Origin of the sequence: Metabacillus flavus, from assembly GCF_018283675.1 — a bacterium.
GTDB lineage: Bacteria > Bacillota > Bacilli > Bacillales > Bacillaceae > Metabacillus_B > Metabacillus_B flavus.
The window spans coordinates 91,218-106,669 of the sequence record NZ_JAGVRK010000001.1 but is presented as its reverse complement, the minus strand read 5'-3'; the positions used below and the strand labels follow the sequence as shown (position 1 = coordinate 106,669).

At 47.9% G+C, this 15,452-nt stretch carries 11 protein-coding genes, 7 tRNA genes and 3 rRNA genes; all 21 read right to left on the bottom strand.

What is annotated here, in order from left to right; translation table 11 throughout:
- Positions 1-5: 5 nt before the first annotated feature.
- Positions 6-82, bottom strand: a tRNA-Arg gene (locus tag J9317_RS00560).
- 17 nt (positions 83-99) lie between these two features.
- A tRNA-Leu gene (locus tag J9317_RS00555) sits at positions 100-185 on the bottom strand.
- A gap of 10 nt (positions 186-195) precedes the next feature.
- A tRNA-Gly gene (locus J9317_RS00550) sits at positions 196-270 on the bottom strand.
- Positions 271-281: 11 nt separating this feature from the next.
- A tRNA-Leu gene (locus tag J9317_RS00545) sits at positions 282-363 on the bottom strand.
- A 15-nt stretch (positions 364-378) separates the two neighbouring features.
- Positions 379-454: transfer RNA gene (locus J9317_RS00540), tRNA-Lys, on the bottom strand.
- A gap of 36 nt (positions 455-490) precedes the next feature.
- Positions 491-566: transfer RNA gene (locus J9317_RS00535), tRNA-Thr, on the bottom strand.
- A gap of 169 nt (positions 567-735) precedes the next feature.
- A tRNA-Val gene (locus J9317_RS00530) sits at positions 736-811 on the bottom strand.
- Positions 812-854: 43 nt separating this feature from the next.
- A 5S ribosomal RNA gene (gene rrf / locus J9317_RS00525) occupies positions 855-970 on the bottom strand.
- A gap of 133 nt (positions 971-1,103) precedes the next feature.
- A 23S ribosomal RNA gene (locus tag J9317_RS00520) occupies positions 1,104-4,030 on the bottom strand.
- 244 nt (positions 4,031-4,274) lie between these two features.
- A 16S ribosomal RNA gene (locus J9317_RS00515) occupies positions 4,275-5,813 on the bottom strand.
- The 16S, 23S and 5S rRNA genes sit together here with 7 tRNA genes alongside, the layout of an rRNA operon.
- A gap of 274 nt (positions 5,814-6,087) precedes the next feature.
- A complete protein-coding gene (gene lysS, locus J9317_RS00510; RefSeq protein WP_211555686.1) occupies positions 6,088-7,587 on the bottom strand; it encodes a lysine--tRNA ligase in 1,500 nt (499 codons plus the stop codon).
- A gap of 63 nt (positions 7,588-7,650) precedes the next feature.
- Positions 7,651-8,652, bottom strand: coding sequence for a tRNA dihydrouridine synthase DusB (dusB, locus tag J9317_RS00505; protein WP_211555684.1), 1,002 nt, complete (start codon positions 8,650-8,652; stop codon positions 7,651-7,653).
- A 27-nt stretch (positions 8,653-8,679) separates the two neighbouring features.
- Positions 8,680-8,886, bottom strand: coding sequence for a helix-turn-helix domain-containing protein (locus J9317_RS00500; protein ID WP_211555682.1), 207 nt, complete (start codon positions 8,884-8,886; stop codon positions 8,680-8,682).
- Complete coding sequence (folK, locus tag J9317_RS00495) at positions 8,838-9,365, bottom strand: 2-amino-4-hydroxy-6-hydroxymethyldihydropteridine diphosphokinase (RefSeq protein ID WP_211555680.1); 528 nt, start codon at positions 9,363-9,365, stop codon at positions 8,838-8,840. The genes J9317_RS00500 and folK overlap by 49 nt, the downstream gene beginning before the upstream one ends.
- Positions 9,362-9,724, bottom strand: coding sequence for a dihydroneopterin aldolase (gene folB / locus J9317_RS00490; RefSeq protein ID WP_211555678.1), 363 nt, complete (start codon positions 9,722-9,724; stop codon positions 9,362-9,364). Before folB ends, folK begins: the two co-directional genes overlap by 4 nt.
- Positions 9,717-10,574 carry a dihydropteroate synthase gene (gene folP, locus J9317_RS00485; protein ID WP_211555676.1) on the bottom strand — a complete coding sequence of 286 codons (858 nt, stop codon included), beginning with the start codon at positions 10,572-10,574 and terminating at the stop codon, positions 9,717-9,719. The genes folB and folP overlap by 8 nt, the downstream gene beginning before the upstream one ends.
- Positions 10,575-10,587: 13 nt before the next feature.
- Positions 10,588-11,445 carry an aminodeoxychorismate lyase gene (pabC, locus tag J9317_RS00480; protein WP_211555673.1) on the bottom strand — a complete coding sequence of 286 codons (858 nt, stop codon included), beginning with the start codon at positions 11,443-11,445 and terminating at the stop codon, positions 10,588-10,590.
- Positions 11,445-12,035 (bottom strand): aminodeoxychorismate/anthranilate synthase component II, encoded by a 591-nt coding sequence (gene pabA, locus J9317_RS00475; RefSeq protein WP_211555671.1) that lies wholly within the window; start codon positions 12,033-12,035, stop codon positions 11,445-11,447. Before pabA ends, pabC begins: the two co-directional genes overlap by 1 nt.
- A gap of 26 nt (positions 12,036-12,061) precedes the next feature.
- Positions 12,062-13,462 carry an aminodeoxychorismate synthase, component I gene (gene pabB / locus J9317_RS00470; RefSeq protein ID WP_211555669.1) on the bottom strand — a complete coding sequence of 467 codons (1,401 nt, stop codon included), beginning with the start codon at positions 13,460-13,462 and terminating at the stop codon, positions 12,062-12,064.
- 107 nt (positions 13,463-13,569) lie between these two features.
- Positions 13,570-14,487 carry a cysteine synthase A gene (gene cysK / locus J9317_RS00465; RefSeq protein ID WP_211555667.1) on the bottom strand — a complete coding sequence of 306 codons (918 nt, stop codon included), beginning with the start codon at positions 14,485-14,487 and terminating at the stop codon, positions 13,570-13,572.
- Positions 14,488-14,554: 67 nt separating this feature from the next.
- Complete coding sequence (locus J9317_RS00460) at positions 14,555-15,430, bottom strand: peptidyl-prolyl cis-trans isomerase (protein ID WP_211555665.1); 876 nt, start codon at positions 15,428-15,430, stop codon at positions 14,555-14,557.
- Positions 15,431-15,452 lie beyond the last annotated feature (22 nt).

Sequence of the window (15,452 nt, the reverse complement as noted above, 5' to 3'; positions counted from 1 at the left end):
AATTATGGCGCGCCCGAGAGGACTCGAACCTCTAACCTTTTGATTCGTAGTCAAATGCTCTATCCAATTGAGCTACGGGCGCAATATATGCTTCTCAAGTGCCGAGGACCGGGATCGAACCGGTACGGTAGTCACCTACCGCAGGATTTTAAGTCCTGTGCGTCTGCCAATTCCGCCACCCCGGCGTCATGGGATTGGAGCGGAAGACGGGATTCGAACCCGCGACCCCCACCTTGGCAAGGTGGTGTTCTACCACTGAACTACTTCCGCAAAATATAAGATGCGGGTGAAGGGAGTCGAACCCCCACGCCATAAGGCGCTAGATCCTAAGTCTAGTGCGTCTGCCAATTCCGCCACACCCGCATATTAAAATATAAATGGTGAGCCATGAAGGACTCGAACCTTCGACCCTCTGATTAAAAGTCAGATGCTCTACCGACTGAGCTAATGGCTCTCTTTTAATAGAGCATAAATGCTACTACCAAGAAAGTGGTGCCGGCAAGAGGACTTGAACCCCCAACCTACTGATTACAAGTCAGTTGCTCTACCAGTTGAGCTACACCGGCATATAAAATTTACGGTACAAAGCCGTTCCTGCTTGATAAGGTCGCCCAGATCTCAGGATGTTTAGTCAAGAGGCTGCTCGATCTGTGCGCTGAAGTAATTTCAGGATGCATATTCGATCGTGCTCTGCCAATTGAGCTACACCGGCTATAAATCTATTGATAGAATGAATGGTGGAGGATGACGGGATCGAACCGCCGACCCTCTGCTTGTAAGGCAGATGCTCTCCCAGCTGAGCTAATCCTCCGAAAGTGTTAAAGCTGGTTAAAGCTTTAACATCATATGTATATGCCTGGCGGCGTCCTACTCTCACAGGGGGAAACCCCCAACTACCATCGGCGCTAAAGAGCTTAACTTCCGTGTTCGGTATGGGAACGGGTGTGACCTCTTTGCCATAGTCACCAGACATGTTCTTTAAAAAAGCGATAAGATTTATTATACTATAATTTCAGAAGAAATCAAGATATTTTTTAAATCTTTTTTGCTCTTTCAAAACTAGATAACGATTGCTGCACGAGTAAAGCAGCCTTACTTGAATAAAGGTTAAGTCCTCGACCGATTAGTATTCGTCAGCTGCACGTGTCACCACGCTTCCACCTCGAACCTATCAACCTGATCATCTTTCAGGGGTCTTACTCTTGCGATGGGAAATCTCATCTTGAGGGGGGCTTCATGCTTAGATGCTTTCAGCACTTATCCCGTCCGCACATAGCTACCCAGCGATGCCTTTGGCAAGACAACTGGTACACCAGCGGTGCGTCCATCCCGGTCCTCTCGTACTAAGGACAGCTCCTCTCAAATTTCCTGCGCCCGCGACGGATAGGGACCGAACTGTCTCACGACGTTCTGAACCCAGCTCGCGTACCGCTTTAATGGGCGAACAGCCCAACCCTTGGGACCGACTACAGCCCCAGGATGCGATGAGCCGACATCGAGGTGCCAAACCTCCCCGTCGATGTGGACTCTTGGGGGAGATAAGCCTGTTATCCCCGGGGTAGCTTTTATCCGTTGAGCGATGGCCCTTCCATGCGGAACCACCGGATCACTAAGCCCGACTTTCGTCCCTGCTCGACTTGTAGGTCTCGCAGTCAAGCTCCCTTGTGCCTTTACACTCTGCGAATGATTTCCAACCATTCTGAGGGAACCTTTGGGCGCCTCCGTTACATTTTAGGAGGCGACCGCCCCAGTCAAACTGCCCGCCTGACACTGTCTCCCGGCCCGATCAGGGCCGCGGGTTAGAAGTTCAACACAGCCAGGGTAGTATCCCACCAATGCCTCCACCGAAGCTGGCGCTCCGGTTTCCAAGGCTCCTACCTATCCTGTACAAGCTGTGCCAAAATTCAATATCAGGCTGCAGTAAAGCTCCACGGGGTCTTTCCGTCCTGTCGCGGGTAACCTGCATCTTCACAGGTACTATAATTTCACCGAGTCTCTCGTTGAGACAGTGCCCAGATCGTTACGCCTTTCGTGCGGGTCGGAACTTACCCGACAAGGAATTTCGCTACCTTAGGACCGTTATAGTTACGGCCGCCGTTTACTGGGGCTTCAATTCAAAGCTTCGCTTGCGCTAACCTCTCCTCTTAACCTTCCAGCACCGGGCAGGCGTCAGCCCCTATACTTCGCCTTGCGGCTTCGCAGAGACCTGTGTTTTTGCTAAACAGTCGCCTGGGCCTATTCACTGCGGCTCTTCAAGGCTATTCACCCTAAAGAGCACCCCTTCTCCCGAAGTTACGGGGTCATTTTGCCGAGTTCCTTAACGAGAGTTCTCTCGATCACCTTAGGATTCTCTCCTCGCCTACCTGTGTCGGTTTGCGGTACGGGCACCATTTTCCTCGCTAGAAGCTTTTCTAGGCAGTGTGGAATCAGGAACTTCGGTACTTAATTTCCCTCGCCATCACAGCTCAGCCTTAACCAAGGGACGGATTTGCCTATCCCTTGAGCCTACCTGCTTGGACGCGCATATCCAACAGCGCGCTTACCCTATCCTCCTGCGTCCCTCCATTGCTCAAACGGAAAAGAGGTGGTACAGGAATCTCAACCTGTTGTCCATCGCCTACGCCTTTCGGCCTCGGCTTAGGTCCCGACTAACCCTGAGCGGACGAGCCTTCCTCAGGAAACCTTAGGCATTCGGTGGAGGGGATTCTCACCCCTCTTTCGCTACTCATACCGGCATTCTCACTTCTAAGCGCTCCACCAGTCCTTCCGGTCTGGCTTCTCAGCCCTTAGAACGCTCTCCTACCACTGTTCGTAAGAACAGTCCACAGCTTCGGTGATCCGTTTAGCCCCGGTACATTTTCGGCGCAGGGTCACTCGACCAGTGAGCTATTACGCACTCTTTAAATGGTGGCTGCTTCTAAGCCAACATCCTGGTTGTCTAAGCAACCCCACATCCTTTTCCACTTAACGGATACTTGGGGACCTTAGCTGGTGGTCTGGGCTGTTTCCCTTTCGACTACGGATCTTATCACTCGCAGTCTGACTCCCATGGATAAGTCTTTGGCATTCGGAGTTTGACTGAATTCGGTAACCCGATGAGGGCCCCTAGTCCAATCAGTGCTCTACCTCCAAGACTCTTACCATGAGGCTAGCCCTAAAGCTATTTCGGAGAGAACCAGCTATCTCCAGGTTCGATTGGAATTTCTCCGCTACCCACACCTCATCCCCGCACTTTTCAACGTGCGTGGGTTCGGGCCTCCATTCAGTGTTACCTGAACTTCACCCTGGACATGGGTAGATCACCTGGTTTCGGGTCTACGACCACGTACTCAATCGCCCTATTCAGACTCGCTTTCGCTGCGGCTCCGTCTTTTCAACTTAACCTTGCACGTAATCGTAACTCGCCGGTTCATTCTACAAAAGGCACGCCATCACCCGTTAACGGGCTCTGACTACTTGTAGGCACACGGTTTCAGGATCTGTTTCACTCCCCTTCCGGGGTGCTTTTCACCTTTCCCTCACGGTACTGGTTCACTATCGGTCACTAGGGAGTATTTAGCCTTGGGAGATGGTCCTCCCTGCTTCCGACGGGATTTCTCGTGTCCCGCCGTACTCAGGATCCACTCAGGAGGGAACGAAGTTTCGACTACAGGGCTGTTACCTTCTTTGGCGGGCCTTTCCAGACCGCTTCTTCTACCCCGTTCCTTTGTAACTCCGTGTTGAGTGTCCTACAACCCCAGAAGGCAAGCCTTCTGGTTTGGGCTAATCCCGTTTCGCTCGCCGCTACTCAGGGAATCGCTATTGCTTTCTCTTCCTCCGGGTACTTAGATGTTTCAGTTCCCCGGGTCTGCCTTCCAGATCCTATGTATTCAGATCAGGATGCTGCTCCATTACGAGCAGCGGGTTTCCCCATTCGGAAATCTCCGGATCAACGCTTACTTACAGCTCCCCGAAGCATATCGGTGTTCGTACCGTCCTTCATCGGCTCCTAGTGCCAAGGCATCCACCGTGCGCCCTTTCTAACTTAACCTGATAACGGAAGTTATCTTCGTTAGAGCTGAAAACAGATGTTTTCAGACTTGATGTTCTCTTCATACGCAAGCGCAGAAGAAAATCGTAAGATTACTTGCTTACTCGTGTGAATGTTTGACATTCATATCGTTATCTAGTTTTCAAAGAACAAGTTTATAGAGAGAATGATCTCTCAAAACTAAACAAAGCCGAAGTGCGTCCGTTAATTGTGCACCGCATGGGTGCTGATAATTCTTCCTTAGAAAGGAGGTGATCCAGCCGCACCTTCCGATACGGCTACCTTGTTACGACTTCACCCCAATCATCTGCCCCACCTTAGGCGGCTGGCTCCCTTACGGGTTACCCCACCGACTTCGGGTGTTGCAAACTCTCGTGGTGTGACGGGCGGTGTGTACAAGGCCCGGGAACGTATTCACCGCGGCATGCTGATCCGCGATTACTAGCGATTCCGGCTTCATGCAGGCGAGTTGCAGCCTGCAATCCGAACTGAGAATGGTTTTATGGGATTCGCTTAACCTCGCGGTTTTGCAGCCCTTTGTACCATCCATTGTAGCACGTGTGTAGCCCAGGTCATAAGGGGCATGATGATTTGACGTCATCCCCACCTTCCTCCGGTTTGTCACCGGCAGTCACCTTAGAGTGCCCAACTGAATGCTGGCAACTAAGATCAAGGGTTGCGCTCGTTGCGGGACTTAACCCAACATCTCACGACACGAGCTGACGACAACCATGCACCACCTGTCACTCTGTCCCCCGAAGGGGAACCTTCTATCTCTAAAAGTGGCAGAGGATGTCAAGACCTGGTAAGGTTCTTCGCGTTGCTTCGAATTAAACCACATGCTCCACCGCTTGTGCGGGCCCCCGTCAATTCCTTTGAGTTTCAGTCTTGCGACCGTACTCCCCAGGCGGAGTGCTTAATGCGTTAGCTGCAGCACTAAAGGGCGGAAACCCTCTAACACTTAGCACTCATCGTTTACGGCGTGGACTACCAGGGTATCTAATCCTGTTCGCTCCCCACGCTTTCGCGCCTCAGCGTCAGTTACAGACCAGAGAGTCGCCTTCGCCACTGGTGTTCCTCCACATCTCTACGCATTTCACCGCTACACGTGGAATTCCACTCTCCTCTTCTGTACTCAAGTCCTCCAGTTTCCAATGACCCTCCCCGGTTGAGCCGGGGGCTTTCACATCAGACTTAAAAGACCGCCTGCGCGCGCTTTACGCCCAATAATTCCGGACAACGCTTGCCACCTACGTATTACCGCGGCTGCTGGCACGTAGTTAGCCGTGGCTTTCTGGTTAGGTACCGTCAAGGCGCGGGCAGTGACTCCCGCACTTGTTCTTCCCTAACAACAGAGCTTTACGATCCGAAAACCTTCATCACTCACGCGGCGTTGCTCCGTCAGACTTTCGTCCATTGCGGAAGATTCCCTACTGCTGCCTCCCGTAGGAGTCTGGGCCGTGTCTCAGTCCCAGTGTGGCCGATCACCCTCTCAGGTCGGCTACGCATCGTCGCCTTGGTGAGCCATTACCTCACCAACTAGCTAATGCGCCGCGGGCCCATCTGTAAGTGACAGCATAACCGTCTTTTATCTTCGAACCATGCGGTTCGAAAAGTTATCCGGTATTAGCTCCGGTTTCCCGGAGTTATCCCAGTCTTACAGGCAGGTTGCCCACGTGTTACTCACCCGTCCGCCGCTGACCTCCGAAGAGGTCCGCTCGACTTGCATGTATTAGGCACGCCGCCAGCGTTCGTCCTGAGCCAGGATCAAACTCTCCAAAAAGTAGTTTGACTAGCTCTTGTTTGTTGCTCTTGAATTAACGTTGGCACTTCGATTTGTTTAGTTTTCAAAGATCATTTGGAAAAGTGAAGCTTTATTATAATACCATTCAGAGATTATGATGTCAATAACTTTTTTCATCTTAATTTCCGTTTCGCAACTGCGTTTTGCAGCAACGAATATTAATATACCACCCTGGAAAGCCCAGTGCAATAGTTTTTTTCAAAAAAATAAAAAGAAAGCCGGATGAAGTTCATCCGGCTTTCTTTATTAACCTTTAACGGTGTCTCATTTGCGGGAACAATAGAACGTCGCGGATCGATGCTGAGTTTGTCAAAAGCATAACGATGCGGTCGATTCCGATTCCAAGTCCGCCTGTAGGAGGCATTCCATATTCAAGCGCTTCGATAAAGTCCTCATCCATCATGTGAGCTTCGTCGTTTCCTTGTTCACGTTCTTTCAGCTGGCCTTCAAAACGCTCCTTCTGATCGATTGGGTCATTAAGTTCAGTAAACGCGTTAGCATGCTCGCGGGCAACGATAAAGAGCTCAAAACGATCCGTGAAACGCGGATCTTCATCGTTTTTCTTAGCCAGTGGAGAGATTTCTACCGGATGGCCGTAAATGAATGTTGGCTGAATAAGCGTCTCTTCTACTTTTTGCTCAAAGAATTCATTGATGATGTGGCCCACTGTCATATGCTCTGTTACTTCTACTCCATGCTCCGCTGCAAGAGCCTTCGCTTCTTCAGGGTTCATTTCTTTCCAGAAGTCTGCACCGGTAGCTTCTTTAATTGCATCTACCATATGAACTCTTTTCCACTCAGGCTCAAGATTTACTTCGTGCTCACCGTATTGAACGACAGCAGATCCCAGTACTTCTTTTGCGATGTGTGCAATAAGGTTTTCAGTCAGCTTCATGATATCTTTGTAATCTGCATACGCCTCATATAGCTCAATCATTGTGAACTCAGGATTGTGGCGGGTAGAAATTCCTTCATTACGGAATACGCGTCCGATTTCGTACACCTTTTCAAGGCCGCCTACAATCAGGCGCTTTAAGTGAAGCTCAATAGCAATCCTCATATATAAAGGCATATCAAGAGCATTGTGATGGGTGATGAACGGACGGGCTGATGCTCCGCCGGGAATTGAGTGCATTGTTGGTGTTTCAACTTCAAGATAGCCATGATCATCCAGGTAACGGCGCATGGATTGAATAATTTTGCTGCGGGCAATAAAGGTTTGCTTGCTCTCAGGGTTCATTATTAAATCAAGGTAACGCTGACGGTAGCGCTGCTCGATATCTTTTAGACCATGATACTTATCCGGAAGCGGACGCAATGATTTTGTCAAAAGCTCAAAAGAAGTCGCTTTAACGGAAAGCTCGCCTACTTTTGTTTTGAACATTACGCCTGTAACACCTACTATATCTCCAAGATCGGCTGTGTTAAATAGTTCGTACTGTTCCTCGCCTACTGCGTCCATGCGGACATAGATTTGGATTTGTCCCTGAAGGTCCTGAATATGGGCAAATCCCGCTTTCCCTTTGCCTCGCTTCGTCATGATCCGGCCTGCGATGGTTACGCGGCGCTCTTCCTGTTCAAGCTCTTCTTTTGTTGTGTTTTCGAATTCTGCCAGAAGACCTGCTGTTTGATGGGTGGCATCAAAACGTTTACCGAATGGATCAAGGCCTTTTTCTCTTAATGTATGTAGTTTTTCCCGTCTAACCTGCAGCTGGTCGTTTAATTCTTCATGATTCATTTCTTGTTCGCTCACGGAATCCTCATCTCCTATTCTTCGTTAAAAAGGGCGGCCGCAACAAGCCGGCCCCTTTATTTCTTAAACAGCTTTAGCGCTATTTTCTTGTCTTGCTTCAACTTCTTCTGTAAATTGGTCCAGCAGAGTGACTAGATCCTGTCGTGTGTCACATTTATTGACTCCGTTTCGGACATTTGCATTCCCGCGGATGCCTTTCAAGTACCATGCAGCGTGCTTGCGCATTTCGCGGACCGCTACATATTCACCCTTCAGTTCAATCAGACGGTCAAGGTGCAGCTTGCATACAGTCATTTTTTCTCTTGCGGATGGTTCTTCTGCAAGTTCACCTGTTTCGAGGTAATTAACCGTACGGTAAATCATCCATGGATTTCCAAGTGCAGCACGGCCAATCATAACTCCGTCTACCCCTGTTGTTTCAAGCATTCTTTTTGCATCCTGAGGTGTTTGAACATCTCCATTCCCGATAACCGGTATGTTTACGGAGTCTTTCACCTGTTTAATGATATCCCAGTCTGCATGGCCTTCATACATTTGTACACGTGTTCGACCGTGGACTGCCACAGCCTGTCCTCCAGCACGTTCAACAGCGCGCGCATTCTCAATGGCAAAAATATGATCGCTGTCCCAGCCTGTTCTCATTTTAACCGTAACAGGCTTATCGACTGCATCAACAACCGCTGATACCATTTCATAAATCTTATTCGGGTCGAGCAGCCATCTCGCACCTGCATCGCATTTCGTAATCTTCGGCACCGGGCAACCCATGTTAATATCAATAATATCGGCTGTTGTGTTTTTATCAACAAACTTCGCAGCTTCTACTAATGTATCTTTTTCTCCGCCAAAAATTTGCAGGCTTAATGGTTTTTCCCGTTCATCGATGAAAAGCATGCCCATCGTTTTTGCATTGTTATATAGAATCGCCTTATCGCTGACCATTTCCGCACAAACAAGGCCAGCACCGAATTCTTTGACGGTCAGACGGAAGGCGGCGTTGCATACTCCAGCCATAGGAGCAAGGACGACGCGATTTTTCATCTGAATATCGCCAATCTTAAACATAACCTCTTTCTCCTTTCATTGATTCTTTTATTCTTTCGGTGATAATTCCTCAACTGTCACTTTAAGCGTATCAGCAATCTCTTTCACAAAATCACGGCTGGGTACCCGGTTGCCCCGCTCTACTTCGCCAAGGACTGAAACCGAGATGCCAAGATCCTTTGCAAAACTTTCCTGGGTATAGCCCTTCAGCTTTCGGTAGGCCCGAATCCGCCTTCCCCATTTCTCAGCTTCCATAGTCTGACCCCTTCTTTATCTGATAATTGATCTATGATGGCCGAAATCGGCTTGTCGATCACCGGTATATAAGCATCTGAATTCATTTCATTTAAAGGTATTAAAACAAAAGCCCGTTCCGTCATTCGAGGGTGAGGAACAATTAACCGCTCTGTTTCAATATTTTCATGATTATACAATAAAATGTCAAGGTCTAAAGTACGCGGCCCCCACCTGATTTTCCTGGTTCTTCCCAGGGATTGTTCGATATGCTGGGTTTTATCAAGTAATTCGTGCGGAGTGCATGTGGTTGAAATTTCCACCGCCATATTTAAAAAAGCGTTCTGTTCCGTAAAACCGACAGGATCTGTTTCATAGATGGAGGATTGCTTCGTTACCTCGATCTCCCGTTCTTCATTAAGGAGTTTTATGGCATCCATCAAATACGATTCCCTGTCTCCCATATTGGAACCCAGAGCAAGATAGACAGTCGCCTTCATGTTCGTTCCCTTGTGATTTCAACTGCAACATAATCATAGTGTCCTGGTATGGGAGGGTCAGGCTTGATTAGCTTGACGGTTGCAGACTGAATATCAGGAAACGCTTCGAGAATATCAGAGGCGATTTTTTCAGCCAGTGTTTCCACAAGCTTCTTGGGCTCGCCTTCTATAACGCGCTGGCAAATCTTATAAAGATCTGCATAGTTCACTGTATATTCAAGCTCATCTGTTTCCCCTGCTTTTTTTAGATCCTTCTCTATCGTGAGATCGGCCCGGAATCTTTGGCCAAGCTTGTTTTCTTCCTTATACACACCATGATATCCGTAAAACTCCATTCCGGATACATAGATTTTATCCATGGGCATGACTCCCCTTCCCAATCATGGCATCCATCATTTTCGCCATCCTTGCTATTTCCTTTACATCATGGACGCGGACAATTGCGCAGCCTTTCTGAATACCAAGGCAGACGGTCGCGCCCGTCCCTTCCATTCTTTCTTCAGGAGGCAGGTCCAAAACCTTTCCGATAAACGTTTTTCTTGAGGTCCCAAGGAGGACCGGATATCCAAGGCTGGTGAAGGCCTCCAAGTTTCCCATCACTTCCAAGTTGTCATTGAAGGTTTTTGCAAAACCGATTCCCGGGTCAAGGATGATTTTATCATTCTTTACACCTGCAAGCTCTGCAATAGCTGCACTTTCCATCAGGTCCGTAATCATATCGGGAAGCAGCCTATCGTAATTGCGTTCCTTCCTATTGTGCATAAGAATGATTGGCGCATCAAACTCCGCTGCTGCTGCTGCAATAGCAGGCTCTGCCTTTGCCCCCCATATATCATTCACAATGTGAGCTCCTGCTTTAAGCGCTTCTCTTGCCACAGCAGCTTTGTATGTGTCAATCGAAATGGGTGCATTCACTTCTTTAGATAATCGCTCAATAACAGGAATCACACGTTCCATTTCTTCCTCTTCAGGAACATACTCAGCTCCTGGCCTAGTCGATTCCCCTCCTATATCAATGATGTCTGCACCCTCATCAACAAGGGTTTTCGCACGCAGTATTGCCTGGTCCAGAGAATTGTATTTCCCTCCATCGGAAAACGAGTCCGGTGTAACATTTAAAATCCCCATTATCAGTGTCTTTTCATTGTAATTTAATGTGTAGCCGCGGCAATCCATTCCGGACTGCTTCGCTAATGTCGTTAACCCCATCAAACCTCATCCTTTACAGCTCATCTCGTGACCATAGAGCATGCCGGTATTTTGAATACTCTTCTTTTAGTTTCTGTGTAACGGCTCCATCCTTACCTGCAAAAGATTGGATATTGATTTTGGAGAATGGAATCATTTCCTGCACAGAATTGGTCATGAAGGCTTCTTCTGCGGAAAGCAGATCATCCAGCGGAAAAAAACCTTCTCTATATGGTAAATTCAATTTTCTGCATAGAGCGAGGACGAATTGGCGGGTAATCCCATCCAATGCACCTGTTTCTGGTGCCGGAGTAAAGACTGTCCCGTTCTTCACCCAAAACAAATTGGACACAATGCCTTCGCAAACGGCCTCTTCTTTAGTTAAAAAAATGCCCTCTGTATTCAGCCTGCCATTCAGCTCTTTTTTAGCCAGAAAATTGTTCATGTAATGGCTCGACTTCATCCGGAATGCTCCCTCAGGCGTATTCCTTCTTAACGTAAGCACCTGCCCCTGTTTTTGGTCAGCCGGGGCAGCAATCGGCCTTAAAAAACAGGAGATCACCGGTTCTTCATAAATCTGATTTGAAAATCCCGGACCTCCATTACCCGCTGAAACAGTCAGCCTTACTGCCGCGTTTCCATCTTCCATTTGATTGGCAGTGAGCAGTTCCTGAACCATCCCATGGACCTGCTCTGCAGTTAGAGACGTCTTGATCCCAAGCTCTGATAAGGAGGCATGAAGCCTCGTCAAATGGTCCTTCAGTAAAAAAGAGTGGCCCTGGTAGGCACGGAATGTCTCGAATACCCCAAGGCCGTACATATATCCATGGTCGAAGAGGGAGATGCTCGCCTCTTCGGCCTTTATCATTTTAGAATTAAGAAAAATAAACATTACAAGACGCTCTCTTCCGCTTTCTTGTAGGTTTCAATAAAATTCTTCAACAGGTTCTTTCCTGCGGACGTCATAATGGACTCCGGATGGAACTGCACTCCTTCAATCGGAAGCTCTTTATGGCGAATGGCCATAATTTCATCCTGCTCCGTCTTTGCGGAAACAATGAAGCAGTCCGGGAGGGTTTCTTTTTTCACAATAAGTGAATGATACCGGGTCGCAAGAAATGGTGTTTCAATCCCGCTGAAAATCGTTTGCCCATCATGCTGGATTTCGGATACTTTTCCGTGCATGAGCCGTTCAGCTCTTACAACGTCCCCGCCGAATACCTGGGCGATCGACTGGTGGCCAAGGCATACTCCGAAAATCGGAATTTCGCCGGCAAATTCACGAATTGCTTCCATGCTGATCCCCGCTTCATTCGGGCTGCATGGTCCCGGTGAAATCATTAAGAATTCCGGATTCAGCTCACGGATTTCCTGTATGGTGATTTCATCATTGCGCCTCACCATCAGTTCCTCTCCAAGCTCTCCCAAATACTGTACCAGGTTGTACGTAAATGAATCGTAATTATCAATCATTAAAATCACTCTGCTCACCTCATCCTTTCATTAGCTCAAGCTCCACTCTGCTCTGCCGCTTTTAAGACAGCGGCCGCCTTTTTCAGAGACTCCTTATACTCATAGTCCGGATTCGAGTCAATTACAATTCCGGCACCTGCCTGAATATAACCCGTTCCATTTTGGGCAAAAAGAGTTCTGATAATTATATTCAACTCCAAATCGCCATTAAAATCAATCCATCCGATAGATCCTGTATAAATTCCCCGCCGTTTCGGTTCAAGCTCCTCAATGATTTCCATCGTCCGAACCTTTGGGGCGCCTGTTATTGTGCCGCCCGGGAATACGGCGCGGATGATATCGGAAAAATTTTTTCCATCTGCTATTTCTCCCTGCACATTTGAAACAATGTGCATCACATGGGAGTATCTTTCAATGGCCATAAACTCATCGACTTCCACTGTTCCATATTTGCACACCCGGCCGAGATCGTTTCGTTCCAGGTCAACTAGCATAACGTGTTCCGCCCGTTCCTTTTCGTTATCAATGAGCTCCGCAGCAAGCTTTAGATCCTCTTCATGATCCTTCCCGCGCGATCTCGTTCCTGCGATCGGCCTTGTACTAAGAAGTGTTCCGCTTTTTTTCACTAAAAGCTCAGGCGAGGCAGAGACAATCTGGAAATCCGGTGTCTCCAGGTAGCTCATATAAGGAGACGGGTTAATCTCCCTTAGTTTTTCATAGATGCGGATGGGATGGTCATGAAGCCTGGCAGCTTGTCTTGTCGATAAATTGACCTGGAACACATCCCCTGCTGCAATATAATCCTTTATCTTTATGACGGCTTCCTTGAACTGATTTGGGGTGAAATGATGCTTAGCCTCGGTCCCCTCCTGAGGATAATGTTTCCGTTCTAAGTTTGGAGCCGGGTTAAGCCACATTTTCTCAAGCGTGGCAAGTCGAAGCTGTGCCTGCTCTGGTGCCGATCTGTCCTCCAGTACAACCAAGTACACTTCATCCGCATCATGATCCAAAATCGCCAGCTCATGGAAGATCATCCAGAAAAAATCCGGTGTTTGGAGATCGTCCTCCCCTTTTTCCGGAAGCTTTTCAAAATGCCGAACCGCATCATAGCTGATGAACCCAATTGCTCCGCTTTGAAAGTCCGGAAGATCAGGATTCTTCTCGACATGAATTTCAGCCATCCGCTCCTGAAGCCAAGCAAGCGCATCGTCCTCTTGGAAGCTTTGCTGCTTTCCATCTTCCGTCAGCATGATTTCACGATTTTTAGCTGAAATGATAGAGCGCGGAGACAATCCAGCTATGCTGTATCGGCCTCCTCTGCCGCTTTCGAGCAGCGCGTGATGCTTCTCTCTCACTGAAAGGTTCATGTATGTTTGAAAAAAATCATTCATTCGCTTTATTTTTTTATGAAAAGGATAGTAAACCGGTTTTTGCATGAGGCACACTCCTATTTGGACATATAACGATATTTTACTTGATGTCCGCTTCATTCTGCTACCTGCGGACAAAAATAAAAACAGTCCGAGGACTGTTTTTACACATTCTATTCAAATTGATAAAGCGGTGTACTTAAGTAACGCTCTCCATTACTGGGAATGATCGCAAGAACTTTTTTGCCCTTGCCAAGCTCCTTCGCAACCTTCAGTGCTGCATAGATGGCTGCACCGGAGGAAATCCCTCCAAGAACACCCTCTGTTTTCGCAGCAAGGCGCGCATATTCGAAAGCATCTTCATTTTTCACAGGGATGATTTCTTCATAAAGCTCGGTATTCAAGATATCAGGAACAAATCCCGCTCCGATTCCCTGGATTTTGTGTGGTCCTGGTTTTCCTCCGGCTAGAACCGGAGAATCCGCTGGCTCCACTGCGTAAATCTTAACTCCAGGAAAATGCTCTTTTAAAACTTCACCAGCACCCGTGATGGTTCCGCCTGTCCCGATGCCTGCGATAAACGCATCCAGCTGATCCATTTGACGGACAATTTCCGGGCCTGTTGTCAGACGATGGACCTCAGGGTTCGCTTCGTTTTTGAATTGCTGCGGCATGAAGTATCCATGTTCCTTGGAGAGCTCTTCTGCCTTGCGGATTGCACCGCCCATTCCTTCTGCTCCGGGAGTCAGCACAAGCTCAGCTCCATAAGCACGCAGCAGGTTTCTGCGCTCCATGCTCATCGTATCCGGCATAACAAGAATCGCTTTGATTCCTTTTGCCGCCGCAACCATTGCAAGACCGATTCCTGTATTCCCGCTTGTCGGTTCAATTATCGTGTCGCCGGGCTTAAGACTGCCGTTCTTTTCTGCCGCTTCAATCATAGCAAGAGCAATACGGTCTTTTACACTGCTGCCCGGGTTCATAAATTCAAGCTTTAAATAGACATCTGCATAGTCGTCTTCAACTAGTTTATTCAACTTTACAATGGGGGTTTCCCCAATCAGTTCATGAATAGAATTTGCCACACGCATTGAAAGCACCTCTAATCCGAGTATTTTTATTGGTTTTATTAAAATCTACCAATACAATTCGGAATTGTCAATCTTTTTGCCCATAAAACCATTCTGCTTTTGCTTCTTCCCACAGAGGTTTTACTGAGACCTCCCCCTCCATCTGCTCAAGTGCAAGCTGGCGGCGGATCTGCTCTTTTACCTCATTGTATGAATAGGTCCGGCCGTTTATTTTCTCATTTAAAAATAAAACTGCGTACCCCTTTTCAGTCTTTACCGGCTGGCCGCTGTATCCCCCGGCTTTCATAGAACCAGCCGCTTTCATATAAGCCCTCGGTACAGACGCCTGACCTTCAGTAATGAAACCAAGATCTCCCTGCTGTTCCGCAGCAGATGCATGTTCCTCAGCAAGTGCTTGAAAACTGGAGCCTGCTTTCAGCTCGTTGATTACTTCTTCTGCCTGCTTCTCACTTCTTAATGCAATATGCGAAAGGTGATAAGCATCTTCGAACGTATAATGAGCTTTGTTTTTGCTATAGTAGGTCTTCATCGCTTCTTCGGAAACATTCACATCTCTCGTTAACAGCTCCTCAAGCAAAATGCTGTAGCGAATCTGTTTCCGCCATTCTTTTTCATTTTCCAGGCCTTCACTCTCCGTTACATTGGAGGAAGCCTTAAATATATCAAGCTCCCGGTCGATGGTTTCATCCTTGACGTTAATTTTATATTTCTTTGAAAGCTCTTCAACAACACGGCTGTTCACCATTTGTTCGAGCGTTTCTTTTCCGAACCGGTTTTCAAGCTGTGCAAGCCATTCTTCTCTCGTTACTTCTGTTTGGCCGATTTTCGCTACCGTTTCGGATGATTCTGCCGGAGCTGGTTCTTTTTTCATAAAATAAAGAAATGTTCCGAGATTCAAAACGGCAAGTCCAATAATCACGAACCACAGGGCTCTTTTGTTCATTTCCCCACTCCCTGGCTCCGTA

What these genes read in the sequence shown, in the direction of transcription:
- pabB (WP_211555669.1), bottom strand. Translation starts at nt 13,462, where the DNA reads ATGCAAAAACCGGTTTACTATCCTTTTCATAAAAAAATAAAGCGAATG.
- J9317_RS00500 (WP_211555682.1), bottom strand. Translation starts at nt 8,886, where the DNA reads ATGGAAGCTGAGAAATGGGGAAGGCGGATTCGGGCCTACCGAAAGCTG.
- J9317_RS00460 (WP_211555665.1), bottom strand. Translation starts at nt 15,430, where the DNA reads ATGAACAAAAGAGCCCTGTGGTTCGTGATTATTGGACTTGCCGTTTTG.
- folB (WP_211555678.1), bottom strand. Translation starts at nt 9,724, where the DNA reads ATGGATAAAATCTATGTATCCGGAATGGAGTTTTACGGATATCATGGT.
- folP (WP_211555676.1), bottom strand. Translation starts at nt 10,574, where the DNA reads ATGGGGTTAACGACATTAGCGAAGCAGTCCGGAATGGATTGCCGCGGC.
- cysK (WP_211555667.1), bottom strand. Translation starts at nt 14,487, where the DNA reads ATGCGTGTGGCAAATTCTATTCATGAACTGATTGGGGAAACCCCCATT.
- dusB (WP_211555684.1), bottom strand. Translation starts at nt 8,652, where the DNA reads ATGTTTAAGATTGGCGATATTCAGATGAAAAATCGCGTCGTCCTTGCT.
- folK (WP_211555680.1), bottom strand. Translation starts at nt 9,365, where the DNA reads ATGAAGGCGACTGTCTATCTTGCTCTGGGTTCCAATATGGGAGACAGG.
- pabC (WP_211555673.1), bottom strand. Translation starts at nt 11,445, where the DNA reads ATGTTTATTTTTCTTAATTCTAAAATGATAAAGGCCGAAGAGGCGAGC.